This window comes from Chloroherpetonaceae bacterium, from assembly GCA_033763895.1.
GTDB lineage: Bacteria > Bacteroidota > Chlorobiia > Chlorobiales > Thermochlorobacteraceae > JANRJQ01.
Genome location: JANRJQ010000004.1, coordinates 874,716 through 889,449, shown reverse-complemented (window position 1 = coordinate 889,449; position 14,734 = coordinate 874,716). Strand labels below are relative to the sequence as shown.

Below are 14,734 nucleotides of genomic sequence, written 5' to 3'. Positions count from 1 at the left end.
GAAATAAGGCAGAGAAAGAGTATTTTAAAATAAAACTGCTCAGCCCAAGAATTCATCTTTATCGACAACAAAAAAGGATGCCGCATAGCCAATTGTCTGTTTCACTCGAAAGAAATAGTGTTACCATTATCGATACCACAATTTCTTCTGACTTTGCTGTTAAAATCGAAGCGCAAGAATTGCTTTCAACGGATTACGATATTTACAGCGAAATTTTTGAACGAGGGAATAGCAAACTCATTTTAGACCTTTCTACAAGACTGGCTGAAAAACTTAAAAGGTTTAAAACCGATAAGGTAGCTGTGAATTTGCTGATGAATGGTGCGCGATGCCTCACCGCTCAAGTGGATTCCGATTTAACCCCCGTTGATTTCGCGGCAGAATTGGAATTTGAGGCGGAGCAATTTCTCTCAAACCCTGCAGATTTTATCGCACAGCCCTTCAAACTTTCAGATCATTCACATTTGCCTTTTGAAAATTACGCACTGGCATTTATTCCAAAACGAAATCTTACACGGTTGCAATTGCTTTTTTCCCCAATTCGAAAAGAAATTAATTTGATTGACGTATCTCATTTTTCACTCGTTGCAGCTTGTTTAATGAGTCATTCGCAATTCATCCTGTTGGAATTGGAGCCAAACTACTTGGCTGTCTCAGTAGCAAGAAATGGAGAAATTTCAAAGGTTGGTTATTGGGAGTTACAATCCGAGAGTGATGCGGCTTATTTTGCACTCCGCGAAATCAAAGCCATTGAGGAGATCAAAACCCAAAAAACAGCGTTCCCAATTTTAGCTGCAGGAAGTTCTGGCGGCGGAGCGGCAAGAGCATTTATTTCGAATGCGGCTTTTGTTGATGTAATTGGCGTGGTTGCCCCGAAATCCACTATTAACAATCCAACGCTCAACGCTTCTGAGATTAAAGCGCTTGGGTCTGCGCTTACGGCAGCAAAGTATTTTACTTAGTATTTTTCAATAAGCTAATTCCTAAAGATTTATCCTGTTTGCTTGCTTTTTAAGTAAAGCGCTTGATGATGTGTTTGAATATCAAAAGTTTTGAATTAAAAAAAAGACTCAATGCCATTTGTTGCGGTTATCACCGATCACCCTGAGCAGGCGAATCTATTGCCGAGGCTTTTTTCTCAGCAAGCAATTACGGTTGAAACTTATACTTACAATGAGTTAGACTTGGTTCCACAAACGACGGAAGTTGTTTTTGCAGATTATAATGGCAGTCAGCTTCAAACCGATGCACTGATTCTGCTCCAATCCCGATTGAATGCCGCACCGATTTCCGCCCTAATTCATAACCGTGAGCTTACCGTTGTGACCCGCGCGATTCGAACATTTGCCTCCGATATTTTTCACCCCACCGGTCATTTTGCTGAAGACTCAGCCGAGGTAATTTCTTCCTTCTATCGGCTACAACGCAAGCGCGCTCATTCTCTAGCGCAGCAAAAAGAGCTGCATATCAAACTAAAAAATAGCGCGCATGCCGTTCTTTCTCCTAAGGTGAAGAAAGTGCCAAATACGATTCAGAAAATTGAGCAGCCGGTTTTGATTTTGGATAGTGACAATCGGATCGTGGGGATAAATTCAGCTGCACAACTGTTAATGGGGCTTTCGGAAGAAGATGTTTACGGGCGGCGAGTCGAACATTTTTTGATGCTAACCGAGGATGAGCGAAAAAATATTCGAGAAGGTAAAAGTTTCCGTGGCGAGTTTTCAGCCTCGTCTTTTGTAGAAATGAGCGTCGGTTATACAATTACCCCGCGCTTTGATGATAATGGCGCGATGCTTGGGGCGATGGTCATTTTCAAAGATATTACCGAAGATAAAATCAGACGCGTTCAAGCCGAGAAATCAGAAAAGATGCAGACTTTGGGAGAAATCGCGGCAGCGATTTCGCATGAAGTCAAAAATCCGCTTGCCGGAATCAAATCGATGGTACAAGCCATTAGTGTGGATTTAGATCCGAAAACCGAGATGTACCAATATGTGAATCAAATTTCTCAGGAAGTCTCGCGGATCAATAAATTCATTGAAGATACCTTCGCCTTTGCACGCCATAAGCGGCAACGAATTGTCAAAATCGCGGTTCCTGAAATCATTGATTCTGTGCTTGCACTTCTGGCAGAAAATTTCAAGTCAAGCGGGGTTCAAGTGTTCAAGCATTATGAACCCAATTTACCAATGCTGCGTGTGGATGCTGATCAAATCAGGCAGGTATTTCTGAATGTGGTTATGAATGCCGTCGAGGCAATGAACCAAGCCAATGGCGGGCTCGGGGCTACTGAAAAAAAATTAGAAATTACAGCCCATCAAACCATTGTGTTCACGGGCGGCGAAACACGGCCTTATGTCGAAACACTTTTTCACGACACCGGCCCCGGAGCCCCATCGCAAGTATTATCAAAAGTTTTTGATCCCTTTTTTACGACAAAGTCAAGCGGAACAGGTTTAGGGCTGGCAATTTGTTATAAAATTATTCATGAACATCACGGCCAAATTGAACTCTTGAATCGGCGGGGCGGTGGGGCAACGGTTTCGATTCGCTTGCCCGTATTGTTTCTTTCAAGGTTTGAAGATAAACTGAAGGATCCGGATGTTGCACTTGCCACAAACGCCTCTCAAAATGGGGCGCAAGAAGGAAATCGTGCATTGGTTCAAAATGTGACTCAAGAAATAAAATCTCGTGAAAAATCAATTGCAGAATCAGCAGTTCTTCGTTCATAATTCCCTCTTCTCAAATCGCCTGTTGAAAGCGTTAATTGCCTCGCTTCTTATCCCTTTTTTTTACGATTGTTCAATCCATCTTAAAGCGGGTGAAAATGGATGGGGTGTGAACGAAGATTCCACAACCACGAAATTGCGCGTCTTGGCTTTTTCTGCTCACCCTGATGATGAAGACGGTGCGACACTCTCATATTATGCCGAAATGCCCAACACAGAAACCTATAGCATCTTTTTTACCCGAGGCGAAGGCGGTCAAAACGAAATTGGTTCAGCACTTTACGACGAATTGGCTTATATCCGTACAAACGAAACTTATCGCGCGGCTTCTCAGCTTGGAACAGAAACCTTCTTTTTGGGATTCGAAGACTTTGGATTTTCAAAAACCGCGACCGAAACCTTTCAACGATGGGGTGGAAAAAACCGCGTCATCGAGCACGTGGTTTATGCCATTCGCTTGATTCAGCCCGATATTATTATCTCCAATCACGATACCATCACCACAAAACCGTTTCGTCAGCACGGCAATCATCAGGCGGTCGGAATTTCAATTTTCGAAGCATTCGAAAAAGCGGCCGACTCAACTTTCTGCCCGCATCAGTTTCGAAATGGAATTCGCCCTTGGCAAACTTCAAGGCTTTTTACGCGGATTTTTCGCGACAGCGCTCACGCTTCAATCTTAATCCCAGTGGATTCACTTGTTGAAACACAAGGCAAGACTCATGACACAATCATAGAAAAAGAAACCTATCGGAATCGCGCCTTTCGCGCACTTGCGGAACATAAATCGCAAGGGATGGATAAAATTTCGCCCATCACTTTTCCTTTCTTTTATTTGCCGCATCGATATTGGCTTACAAGAAGCCGTGGTGAAAACAATCGGACGGGTTTAAGGCTTGAGGAAGGGCTTTCGATAAATAAAAAAATCATTTACCCGCTCCGGGAGTGGGAAAAAAGTGGATACCCGTTTCAACCGATGCCGCCGCTACTCCTTTTCGCCTCACCACAAGTAATGCTGAAAAAGCGCATTGAAGAAGACGCCTATAGCCCGCAATTTCCGGTTCGATATCGGCGAGAGATTGAGTTTGTGGCCGTGAACGCCACAGGTGAAATATTGCCTGTCTTGCTTACCGCCCATCTTGTTTCGCCAAAAGAAAGGCGGCTCATCGCACAGCGTTCATATCTTTTTGCGCGTGAAAAACGGTTTCGGCTAAAAGACACGCTTTCCGTTTGGCTTGAGGCAGACCCAAAATTTGAATCAATCCGGGTTGAGCTTTCCTTAAAACCAATCAATTCGAGTGATACCGAGCGGTTCCGAAAAGTTGAAAAAACGCTCTTTATTGCCCCGGTTCTTGCAACAAAAGACAGTTCGATGCGGCCGATTGGATTAATTGAAACCTACGATCGAACCTTACGTGATTTCTTTGCGCAAATGGAAATCGACTTTACGCCTTTGGATTCGCTCACATTAGAAAAAACGGTTAAAAACTCCCGGTTAAAAGCCTTTCAAACCCTCATCGTTGACCTTCGTGCGCATTTGTATCGGCCTGATATTGTGAAGCACCGTAAGCAACTTTTGGAATATGTTGAAAAGGGCGGTCATCTGATTGTTTTTTATCATAAGCCGAAAGATTGGAAAGAGGGGGAATTGATTTCGCCGTTTCCCATTGAGCTCACCTCCGAACGCGTCACAGAGGAAACTGCTCCTGTTAAAATTCTCACCCCAAAGCACCGCTTCTTTAACTTCCCAAACCGACTTGAGCCCACGGATTGGCAAAATTGGGTTCAAGAACGGGCGGTTTATTTGCCTTCCGGCGATACTGCCAAAACCTCGCCAAAATTTGAACGCCTGCTCGAAATCAATGACACCAACGACCCTGCACCGCCAACATCAATTCTCACCGCCCGTTACGGAAAAGGGCGGATCACCTACATTTCGCTTGCACTTTATCGCCAACTCCGAATTTGGCAAAACGGTGCCGTAAGGTTATTTTTGAACTTGATTTCCGATGAGGGAAGGCTGAAAAAGTAGGTGGTTAACTTTAAGTGAAACCTCTAACGACCCAAAGCCGTTTACATTTTCTCTCTGACTAAATAAATTAACGATGAGATATAATAAAATGACTTTCTCCACCACACTAAAAGACAATTCTAAACAATTTTTGAAACATTTAATTAATATTCAATTCCACTTCCTTCGCCCAATTTTTTCAATTCTATTTTTATTATGCGGGATTTTATTTTCTCAAATAACAATTTTGGGAAATGAAAATGATATGCCTCAACAAAAAAAGCAATCCGGTTCAAAAAAGATTCCAAAGTGGAAGGCGGAAAGGGATGCGCTGAATGAAGAAAAGAAAGTCGGCGAAAAATTCGTAGGAAAATACCGTCGAGGCAATCCTGATGAAATGATTGAATTTTATTTCAATAAGAAAAATCGAATAAAAGGCCGCTATTTAGGTATCAATCGATTCGATTATCAATTTAGCATTACAGATGTGAAATTGATCGATGACCGTACGATTGAATATAAAGTAAAAGGAAAGTGGCACCGAGCAATGCGCATCGATGAATCACTCCAAGTGATTTATCCATCCGGGCAAATTCAATACTGCCCCAAAATTAACGAAACTGCTTTAACAGCGAATTAAAATGGAAATCCTGAAAGATTTATTTCTCTTTCTCTCCGAAAGAAAAAAATGGTGGCTTGCACCGTTGATTGTGGTTTTACTTTTAATTGGAGTATTGGTGGTGATTGGCGGCGGATCGGCAATTGCGCCATTTATTTATACACTATTCTAATTACCATTTACATAATTGATTTCTAAAGGGATGAGTCAAAACTCATCCCTTTTATTATTTATAGAAAATTAAGTTGAAAAATTATTAGAGATCTATTCGGCAAGAAAAATAAATGCACTTGAAAAAGGGGAATAGTCTTATTCAAATTCAAAATAAATAATGAATTTTCAATTCATTAAATAACATTATTCTCAATTTAAAAAAATTAACTATTCAAAACCTGAGACAATAATCCTGAAAAGGTTAAAAGGTAAAGGTAATGAAATGCAAACCGAGCTTTAAGGCGAACAGGTTCAATTCAAAGTCGAATCCGTTCATGTCTGAGGTAAACTTGTTCAAGTCAAAGGCGAATCCGTTCATGTCTGAGGTAAACTTGTTCAAGTAAAAGGCAAACTCGTTCAAGTTTGAGGTGAACTCGTTCAAGTAAAAGGCAAACTCGTTCAAGTAAAAGGTGAACTCGTTCATGTTTGAGGCAAACTTGTTCAGGTAAAAGGCGAACTTGTTCATGTTTGAGGTGGGAGGGGGTACCTTCGAGGAGGGGTGGGGGACTTCCGAGGTGGGTGAATTATCGAAAAACTTGAAAAAACGGGGGATTTCTTGTGAATTGAAGCCGAAATCAAGCAAACGAAGTGCATTCTTCCCCATTCAGGTGGTTTTGAGCATAAAAAAAGGGCTGCTTTTAGGCAGCCCTAGAAAATGAAAGAGGAAGCAAAATTATTTCAGCAAAATCATTTTTCTGATTTCAGAAAAATCTCCCGATTGAATCCGATAAAAATACACCCCACTGCCCAGAGCCAATTGATTGGCCGAGAGTGTGTAAGTGTAATAGCCTGCGGCTTTCGTCTCAGAAATTAGTGTCGCGACTTTTCGCCCCAAAACATCAAATACCTCCAATTGTACAAACCCCGAGCGCGGCAATTGATAGCGCAGGGTGGTGGTTGGGTTAAAGGGATTTGGAAAATTTTGAAGCAAGGCAAAGTCCTTCGGAATCGGGCGTTCGCGATTCGGAACATCAAGCGTAACGGGCCCAAGCGCACGAATCGAGGAAAACCCCGAGAAGCTTCCGCCAAAGTAACGTGGATTGGTGTAGGTATATGCCGATGAACCGCCCTCAAGCGTAATAATTGCCGAAGCCAAGGCTACCGACCCATCGAAACTACCGCCGTAAAAACGCGGGTTCAAATAGGTGTACGGGGAAGGTGTCCCTATGAGCGAAATAACTGCCGAGGTGTCGCGCGAACTGCCGTCGAAATTACCGCCATAAAATCGCGGGTTCAGATAGGAATAAGCTGTTGGATTTCCGGTCAGCGAAATCACGCCCGTTGCCAAAGCGGAAGAACCATCAAAGCTGCCACCTAAAAATCGCGGGTTAGTATAGGTGTAAGCAGATGCTGCGCCGCTAAGTGAAATGACATTGCTTGCACCGAGCGCTGCGCCATCGAAGCCGCCGCCTAAAAAGCGTGGATTGGTGTAAGAATACGCCGTGTTTGCACCGCTAAGCGAAATCACCCCACTGATGCCCACGCCCTGCCCATCAAATGAGCCGCCTTCATGCTTTTGCGCCAAAGCCATTCCCTGCCCGAGAATGAGCAGGGTAATGGCGGCGAAGCAAAATTGAGTAAGTTGTTTCATACGATCTCCTTTTCCTTGAATTGGTTACGGAGCCGTTCTGACACCTCTGAAGTTATCTCCAAAAAAGTTGTGGTTTCGATCGGATACTCGAAGTCTGATAAACGATGAACTTGCAGAATAATCACCGCCTCGTGAACGGGCAAAGTTTGAACTTGTTGACCATTCCGAAGCTTCAGGCCCTGTCAACGTGCCGGAGGGTGAAATTGCGCCAGAACCGTGAATTCCGGTATAAGCTCTTCCTGTGGTGTTTCCGATCATCACGCAAGCTTCCCACACATTTCCGCTTAGTTCCATTACGCCATAGTAAGAAGAGCCTGACTGCGTCCGGCCGGTTCCGCTTCGTGCAAAAATTCCGGAACGAAGGGTTCCAATTTGTCCGTCACCACCTACGAATGTCACTCCACCATAATTCGAATTGGCTTGTGAATTTGAAATGGTTTCGGTGCCATCTTCATTACCGGAGATGGAAGTTGCCGCTACAGCGGAGGCATTGCCCCAAGCGAATTCTCCCGGAAAAGGCTTTTCGGGGCCGCGGCAGGCTTTTTCAAATTCAAGCTCTGTCATTGGTCGAAGGCCGGACCAAGCCAAATACAGTAAGGAACGATCATACGCACTAAAGTAGATTGGGCGATCAGGTCGATTGGTGGTTATGTTTGGCACAGTTCCGCTGAAAGCGGCAGTTCGTGCTCCGGAAATACTGGCATTGATGCCTTGGCCGTTCGTCAAATTTGTGACTTGCTGTGGGGTTAGGGTATTGTAAAAATCAGCGATTTGGCCAAAAGTCACTTCGTACTTCATCACATAAAATGCCCGAAAGCCTTTAGGAAATGCTGCCGGCAAAGAGCGGGTTTGAGCACTTGAAAAGTCATCTTGTATAGAAGCACCGGTGTTATTTCGATTTGAAAGGTTGGTGGTGTTTGAACCGCCTAAGGTTAACGCATCTTCGCTGGTAATTTCGAAGGGTTCGATGGTTCCGCCTTTACAGAATTGATTGGCTACATTGGTTGTGGTGCTATCACCCACAAAGAAACTGCCTTGCGGGATATACACCATTTCAACGGCAAAGACTTGCATTGTAACAGCTTGAATCGGGACGGTCATATCGACACCATAATTCCAGCGCAACGAAACATTGGAAAGGTTCACTTCTCCTGAGCCTGAAGAAGAGCGGTAAATAAAGGCGCCTTTGCCATCAGCGGAAGGCATAACGGTATAGCCCTGCCCGTTGTGATGAGCCGCATTGTTAGAAAGCGTTGCGTGGCGGTAAAAGCCGGATTCATCGCGGAATTTCACAAAAATCCATACCGCGTCCCAATTGGCTGTAGGTGAAGGAGAGCCGGCGTCGCGCCAAGAGTTTTTCCACGAAAGATTGAATTGAACATTGGTGAAAGCAGGTTGCCCGTTTGGGTTATCACCTGTAAGGGTGACATTCGTGACACGAACGTCATTGGCGAAAAGTGATACTGAAGTGAGAAAGAAGAAGAGGAGGGAAAGCCCGAAAAATTTTGTTAAGTGTCGTTTCATAGTGATGATTGGATATGGTTAAAAACAAAGCAGAAGGAAGTTAGAGAGAAATCGATTAAAAAACACCCCACATTTAAGCGGGTGTGATTTAGGTTACGTTTTAAAATTCTATATCAATTGTGAAGTAAGGGGGAGTTATCAAATTACTTTTGGGAACAATTCGCCTAAGAATCCCGACTTGAAAAGGAAGCCAAAGGTTCAATGTTTATCTATGGAAAAAAAGAAATTTAGGGGACTTTCTCAAGTGTTGAGCCGCCGGTCAACACTGAGCGCTCAATCGCAGGGCTTCCCTTATAGCGAACCGTGCTTCCGCCGGAAGCTTCGACCCAAAATTTATTCAGAACTTGAAGTTCCAAAAAACCGCCGCCCGAAACGATTGCATCGGCTTCGGTGCTGGTTAGGTTTAAAAATCGAGACGTGCCGCCGCCACTTGAATTCAGTTTCAGCATCGGAGTGCTTCCGGAAAGCGTCGCTTTCGAGCCACCCGAAAGCGTCAGTTCAAGCCGTGAGCCCATCAAAACTTCGCCAGATATTTCTCCACCGCCACTGACCGTGATCAAAAGTGAAGGATTGCTCCACTGATTTTCAAATAACACATTACCACCGCCTGAGGAAACGATGTCGGTTAGGGTGGATTTCGAGATATAAACTTTTACATCGGGGTCACCTAAATAAGACACGTTCGGCTTCTGATAAACGCGGAGTTTGCTGCCAACCACTTCAACGATGATATTCTCTTGGACATTGGCGTAGGTTTCTATCGCAAAGAGGGTGGTTTCACTATCGGTAATTCGAAGATCAAAGCCATTGGCGACTTCAATCGATTCAAAGGTTCCTACTGCGCGAACTTGCTTGGCATAAGAACCGGAAGGAACGATAAAGGTATCCACTTCGCAAGCGGAAAAAAGCAATAGGAGCAAGGATAAGGATATGAAACGAATATGGAAATGAAATCGGTGTGTGTGGATAGACATTTTAATTTCAAATTTGGGTTATGAAAAAAGTTAAAGTCACAAAAGGATTGGTTGAAAAATAAGGGAAATGAGAGTATTTCTAATTTGTATTTTACAATCAAGAAACCAGCAATGATTGTGAATACAAAATCTTTTCACCTTGCCGTTTTTGGAAAGCCCGAAAGCGGATTTATTCGAATTCCCGTTTGGGGACATATTCCGCTCTCAGAGCCGTTAAAAGCGGTGCTTTCGCATCCGGCATTTTTACGGTTGAAAGGAATTCGGCAACTCTCTTTTGCCCATCATGTTTTCCCCGGTGCAACGCACACCCGATTTGAGCACTCCATCGGTGTTTACCACCTCACAAAGTTAATCTTAGAGCGGTTGGTTCAAAGCCCCTTTGCAAAGGCGTTACAAAGCGCGTCGTTTCGCTTCGATGAAGAAGCTTGCCGCACGATTCTCGCCTCGGCACTTTTGCACGACATCGGTCATTACCCCCACGCGCATATTGTTGAACGGATACCGCTCAATAGCAAAGATGAAATCATTTTTCAAGATCATCAAGAACTGACAAAACACTTTTTATTTGAAAAAGGCACTCATGAGAATAGCTTAGCCGATATTCTCAAATCACTTTGGAAGGTGAATCCGGTGACCGTTGCCGAAATGATTAAAGGTGAAAAGAAACTTCCCTTTTCAAAAATCATCAGCGGGACGCTTGATCCTGATAAAATGGATTACCTCATGCGCGATGCCCATCATTGCAATATTCCTTATGGAGAGATCGATATTCATCGCTTGATTGAATCTTTCGTACCCGATGCCAAGCATAAAAGGTTGGCGATTACTGAAAAAGGGGTCGCGCCGCTTGAGAGCCTGATGTTCGCCAAGTATATGATGATGCGCAATGTCTATTGGCATCATACCACACGAACGTTTTCGCTGATGCTGAAAAGACTCTTGCAAGATGCTCTTGATGAAGGCGCAGCGACACCCGATGCACTTCGCAGTGTATTTTATCCGAATAGTGATGAGCGGTTGCTCACCGATCTCAACTTTCTATTTCAAAAGAAGTTTAATTCAAGAGATTTACTTTCGGGTTTGATGGATCGAAGACCCTACAAACGCATTCATGAAATTGGAGAAAGCGAATTGCCTGAAATGTCAATTGAACAAATGAGAATCTCCGCTGCAATTCGAAAGAAGAAAGAAATTGAAATTTCAACGCTGCTTCAAAGCCAAGTTTCAAAACGCGAGAAGGCGACAAAGCTCAATTCACACTTAGCCCTAATCGATATTCCATCAAGAAAAAATATTTTTGATCATCACGATTTCAAGGAGCTTCAGCTTTACAAGTTGCCGCCAAAATTCTCTCAAGTAGGGAAGGAAAAGCTCGGAACCTTTGTCCCTTTCGATCAATCCGGCGTCTCGGCCTTTACGACACATTTTATCAGCGAATTTGAAGCCTCATCACGAATGATTCGCGTGCTCGTTGCCCCCGTCTTTGAAATGCAAGCGGTAAAAAATATTCGCGAGATTCGTTCAATTCTTTGTGCGTGAAACTTTAATACAATTAGTAAGAAAACTGCGAGAATACGCACCGTAAATTTTAGGGGCATACCATTTCGAAAAGAGGGCGTGAAAGAGAGTCGTTTTGGGAAGAAGTAACTCTGAAATGAGAAAACAATCGAAATAGGATTTGAAGCGTAAAAAAAAAGGTTTATCTTTGCGCCCTTCTGAATCAAACCGATTCAGTGTATTCGGCGTGTAGCGCAGCCCGGTAGCGCACTTCCTTGGGGTGGAAGGGGTCGCTGGTTCAAATCCAGTCACGCCGACAAACCCTCGCCATAACTTTCTACTCAATAAAAAAATCTGCATCCAATTTTCCTGTTTTGCGAAATACCACCTTCACCATTTCACCAACCTTGACTGTAACATACCTCGAAATTTGCTTTGCCGTTAAAGGCGAGTAATAACTGAGTTGGTATTCGCCCGGTTCCAAAAAATAATCTTTGTTACCGGAAAGCGTGACGCGAACCTTAAACTCATTTTCCATTGAAAGTGTAAATAGCTTTGGGGTTTTGGTTTCATTAAGAACACGAAGCATCCCTTTTGTTTTCGATGGCTTCGAAATGGTAGCTTCGGTTTGCTTTCCTTTTACTTTCTTTGATTGTGCTAAGGAATCAATGGCAGTTTCTTGTGCATGCAAGCTAGTACCCAAAAGAAAAACACTCAAAAAAAATAATCCAAAAACTGCAGAAGCAAAACGATGGGATTGAGTTTCATTAGCCATTGGAATTCTCCTCATCTTTGAGAAAAAGTTGAAAAAAAATCAAAACACCTCGCGTCTCTAAAATTCAAATTACAATTAGCGGCAACGTATAATTCAAATGAACTAAGTTGTGGTAGTTTTTGAGCTTGACTTTTCGCTCCTCCAAAACCATAGTGATAGCGCAAGCATCCCAAAAATCAGAATATTGGCGACAATCGAAACTGCCTTTCCACTGGTGAAAGCCGCGGAAGTCATCGTGAATTTTACCGTATGTTCACCTTCCGGCACAGTTACACCTTGAAAGGCATAATTGGTTTTGTAAATCGGGACTTCATTTCCGTCAATCGTGCAAACCCATCCTCGATAGTTCACTTCACTCACAAAAAGAAAAGAGCGTACAGCGTTACGTGTCTGGAATGATATTTGATTCAAGTTCTCACGCTTATAATCAACCGTTGCCTCGGGGCTTGGCGGAAGAACGCCGGCTGGAAGCTCAGATTCAAGATAAGCCGTTACGGCAGGGTCAAAAGTACCTTTTGCGATAGCTTGCAAAACCTCGTGATCAGGCTTTTGCTCAACATTGCCTAAAAACCACGCTCGGGGCTTAGGATTATCACGTTTCAATACTGTCTTTTGACCTTGAAATGAAACTTGAAAACCCGCAAGCTCTGCAGGTTGATCCACAATCAAATACTTCACATTAAGCAAATCCAACAGCACGGGATATTGGAAAAAAGAAGGTGATTCAGTGTTGCCGTTGCCAAAAAGCTCAATCAAATCTTGATAGTTACGGAGTTTCGCCCCTTGATATCCGCCAACACTCTCCAAACGGTGATAAGCAAACCAATTGGCATCGGTTTCGCGAATGAGAGGAAGAATACGAAATGCCGAGGAGTCGGATTGAATTGAGGAAATATAATCCGGTTTCGAAAACGCCGTTTTCTGCTCTCCTGCATCTCTTAAAGAATCAAGCATCCCGCTGTTGGTTCGGCTGAAATCAATAAATAGGAGCACAATAAAAACACTTTGAAAAAGCACTTTCGGTATTTTTCGGTGAACATAAAAGTAAGTGATTCCTAAGAGCGAAGCCAAAATGAAAAGTGAAAGAAGAAAATCCGATTTCATATTTTCAAAAACCTTCAATTGATCGTTGAACATCCCAATCACTTGTGGGTTTTTATACTGCTGAATTAGCATTTTGCCTTTATCACTTTGAGCGATACTTTTTACATAATCTTCCTTGCAACTGCTTAGTCCCAAGACACCAAATGCGAGCAAAAGTGCGCCCGCGTAGGCTGCCCATCGAAAATATTTTGCGAGTGTTTCATCACCCTCTGCTCGTGCATCATAAATTGCCTTTAATCCATATCCCGAGAGAATGACCGCCGAAACAAGCAACAGGCATAAAATCATTGATGGTGCACGAAACTTGTTGAAAATTGGCAAATAGTAAAACATCGGGTCAAAAAGCAGCGGCATATATTTCCCGAATGAAACTAAAAGTGCGAAACCCCCTATCGCCACAAGAGACAACACAAAATGATCTTTCCGAAAGCGAATGATTCCGATGATGGAAAGAATGAGAATCACTGTGCCAAAAAATTGTGGCGCAGCAGTAAAAGGTTGCGGTCCCCAATATGAGTCGTTTCCAAATCCGTAGTAAGACGGTGCAAAAAAGGTAATCACTTCGCTAACCCCAAAAGACCAATTGGTAGCATAATCATAATCAATTCCGCCGGATGCCTTTTTGGCTGCCGCTTCCGTTTCGCCTGAAATTTCCTTCAGCTCAGGGTAAGAAGAAACAATGCTTTCCTTCCCGCGAATCGAATCATTTTTATACTCCCAAACACTGAGGTAGGTATCTGCCGAAAAAGAAATCGCTAAGAGCAAGGCTAATGCAAATCCTCCCGCGCTTCGTCCCCATCGTGTTAGGGCTTCCTTAAGGGCTTCCGACTTCTGCAAAAAGGATGTTGCAAATTCAAAGGCAAAATAAACGCCAATGGCCAAGTAGGAATAAAACATCATTTGCGGATGCACCGAACGAGCTTGAATATTCAAGACAATAGCAAGCAGTGCCACATTGAGCAAATTCTTCTTCCACGCCTGTTCCGCACGCAAGCGTTCAATAAAAATGAGAGAAAAAGGAATCATTGCAATGGCAATCATCTTGGTGTTATGACCCACGGTAATCCATTGAATTGAGAGTGTTGCAAAGGAGGCGCCAATTGCTGCTACAAAACCGTGAAACGGGGTCATCCCTTTATACCGAAGAAGCGCATAAACACCGGCGCCAAAAAGAAAGAAGTGAAGTATAACAAAGGCTGCCTCTGGGTTAGCAAAGGGAAGAGTAAATACTTTAATCAAAAAAGTCCAAAGCCCATTGATGAAATCAAACCCTCGTTCACCGGTAATGGTTAAACTGCCATAAGCAGGCATTCCACTAAAGATATAGGGAATCCACAAAGGGAAAATGCCTTGCTCTTTAGCATCGTTTAAAAGTGTTTCGAAAGCTTGAGAGGCCGTGTTATCAGGAACTAGAAATACCTTCCCACCAAAAACCGCCGGTGCAAAAAATAACAGAAGCAACAAGAGGAGCGAACCAAGTGCCACTGGATCTTGATACTTTTCGGGGATCAATGCCGGCGGCTGTGGCTCGAAGTGCGATTTATGTCTGCCGTGCTTTTTTGAAGAGTGATTTGTATGTTCTTCGGCGTGCGGCTTTGAGTCGTGAGGTTTTTTTTCGGAAGGCTTTGCCATAAAAGAAATTCAGAAATTCGGTTATCAGTAAAAATGAAAGGTAAATTTACACTTTACGCCCCGAT

11 protein-coding genes and 1 tRNA gene are annotated in these 14,734 nt (G+C 43.4%); 7 read left to right on the top strand and 5 right to left on the bottom strand.

Annotated elements, in window-relative coordinates; genetic code table 11:
- Nucleotides 1-77 precede the first annotated feature (77 nt).
- The 5 genes from SFU91_04580 (at nt 78) to SFU91_04560 (ending at nt 5,531) form a co-directional block, all read left to right on the top strand.
- Nucleotides 78-962 carry a hypothetical protein gene (locus SFU91_04580; GenBank protein ID MDX2128292.1) on the top strand — a complete coding sequence of 295 codons (885 nt, stop codon included), beginning with the start codon at nt 78-80 and terminating at the stop codon, nt 960-962.
- A gap of 111 nt (nt 963-1,073) precedes the next feature.
- Nucleotides 1,074-2,732 (top strand): ATP-binding protein, encoded by a 1,659-nt coding sequence (locus tag SFU91_04575; protein ID MDX2128291.1) that lies wholly within the window; start codon nt 1,074-1,076, stop codon nt 2,730-2,732.
- Nucleotides 2,692-4,761: a PIG-L family deacetylase gene (locus tag SFU91_04570; GenBank protein ID MDX2128290.1), complete on the top strand. Its 2,070-nt coding sequence runs from the start codon at nt 2,692-2,694 to the stop codon at nt 4,759-4,761. The genes SFU91_04575 and SFU91_04570 overlap by 41 nt, the downstream gene beginning before the upstream one ends.
- Nucleotides 4,762-5,005: 244 nt before the next feature.
- Nucleotides 5,006-5,380 (top strand): hypothetical protein, encoded by a 375-nt coding sequence (locus SFU91_04565; protein ID MDX2128289.1) that lies wholly within the window; start codon nt 5,006-5,008, stop codon nt 5,378-5,380.
- 1 nt (nt 5,381) lies between these two features.
- Entirely contained in the window at nt 5,382-5,531 is a 150-nt protein-coding gene (locus SFU91_04560; GenBank protein MDX2128288.1) for a DUF5989 family protein, read from the top strand.
- Nucleotides 5,532-6,245: 714 nt separating this feature from the next.
- Here SFU91_04560 and SFU91_04555 read toward each other — a convergent pair.
- The 3 genes from SFU91_04555 to SFU91_04545 all read right to left on the bottom strand — a co-directional run bounded on the left by SFU91_04555 (nt 6,246) and on the right by SFU91_04545 (nt 9,661).
- Nucleotides 6,246-7,163, bottom strand: coding sequence for a T9SS type A sorting domain-containing protein (locus SFU91_04555; GenBank protein MDX2128287.1), 918 nt, complete (start codon nt 7,161-7,163; stop codon nt 6,246-6,248).
- Nucleotides 7,164-7,187: 24 nt separating this feature from the next.
- Nucleotides 7,188-8,687 (bottom strand): SUMF1/EgtB/PvdO family nonheme iron enzyme, encoded by a 1,500-nt coding sequence (locus SFU91_04550; GenBank protein MDX2128286.1) that lies wholly within the window; start codon nt 8,685-8,687, stop codon nt 7,188-7,190.
- Nucleotides 8,688-8,914: 227 nt separating this feature from the next.
- On the bottom strand, nt 8,915-9,661 hold the full coding sequence (locus SFU91_04545; protein ID MDX2128285.1) for a head GIN domain-containing protein: 747 nt from the start codon (nt 9,659-9,661) through the stop codon (nt 8,915-8,917).
- Nucleotides 9,662-9,772: 111 nt separating this feature from the next.
- Here SFU91_04545 and SFU91_04540 point away from each other — a divergent pair, with 111 nt between their 5' ends.
- On the top strand, nt 9,773-11,200 hold the full coding sequence (locus tag SFU91_04540; protein MDX2128284.1) for an HD domain-containing protein: 1,428 nt from the start codon (nt 9,773-9,775) through the stop codon (nt 11,198-11,200).
- 201 nt (nt 11,201-11,401) lie between these two features.
- Nucleotides 11,402-11,475: transfer RNA gene (locus SFU91_04535), tRNA-Pro, on the top strand.
- Nucleotides 11,476-11,495: 20 nt separating this feature from the next.
- Here the strand turns inward: SFU91_04535 and SFU91_04530 are convergent.
- Both SFU91_04530 and SFU91_04525 read right to left on the bottom strand, forming a co-directional pair.
- The gene (locus tag SFU91_04530; protein MDX2128283.1) at nt 11,496-11,933 is read right to left on the bottom strand and encodes a hypothetical protein; all 438 of its coding nucleotides are present in this window, start codon (nt 11,931-11,933) and stop codon (nt 11,496-11,498) included.
- A 102-nt stretch (nt 11,934-12,035) separates the two neighbouring features.
- A complete protein-coding gene (locus SFU91_04525) occupies nt 12,036-14,669 on the bottom strand; it encodes a hypothetical protein (GenBank protein ID MDX2128282.1) in 2,634 nt (877 codons plus the stop codon).
- Between the last annotated feature and the right edge of the window lie 65 nt (nt 14,670-14,734).

Excerpts from the sequence above, each read along its gene's own strand:
- SFU91_04580 (MDX2128292.1), top strand. The coding sequence starts at position 78 with ATGCCGCATAGCCAATTGTCTGTTTCACTCGAAAGAAATAGTGTTACC.
- SFU91_04575 (MDX2128291.1), top strand. The coding sequence starts at position 1,074 with ATGCCATTTGTTGCGGTTATCACCGATCACCCTGAGCAGGCGAATCTA.
- SFU91_04565 (MDX2128289.1), top strand. The coding sequence starts at position 5,006 with ATGCCTCAACAAAAAAAGCAATCCGGTTCAAAAAAGATTCCAAAGTGG.
- SFU91_04560 (MDX2128288.1), top strand. The coding sequence starts at position 5,382 with ATGGAAATCCTGAAAGATTTATTTCTCTTTCTCTCCGAAAGAAAAAAA.
- SFU91_04555 (MDX2128287.1), bottom strand. The coding sequence starts at position 7,163 with ATGAAACAACTTACTCAATTTTGCTTCGCCGCCATTACCCTGCTCATT.
- SFU91_04550 (MDX2128286.1), bottom strand. The coding sequence starts at position 8,687 with ATGAAACGACACTTAACAAAATTTTTCGGGCTTTCCCTCCTCTTCTTC.
- SFU91_04545 (MDX2128285.1), bottom strand. The coding sequence starts at position 9,661 with ATGTCTATCCACACACACCGATTTCATTTCCATATTCGTTTCATATCC.
- SFU91_04540 (MDX2128284.1), top strand. The coding sequence starts at position 9,773 with ATGATTGTGAATACAAAATCTTTTCACCTTGCCGTTTTTGGAAAGCCC.
- SFU91_04530 (MDX2128283.1), bottom strand. The coding sequence starts at position 11,933 with ATGGCTAATGAAACTCAATCCCATCGTTTTGCTTCTGCAGTTTTTGGA.
- SFU91_04525 (MDX2128282.1), bottom strand. The coding sequence starts at position 14,669 with ATGGCAAAGCCTTCCGAAAAAAAACCTCACGACTCAAAGCCGCACGCC.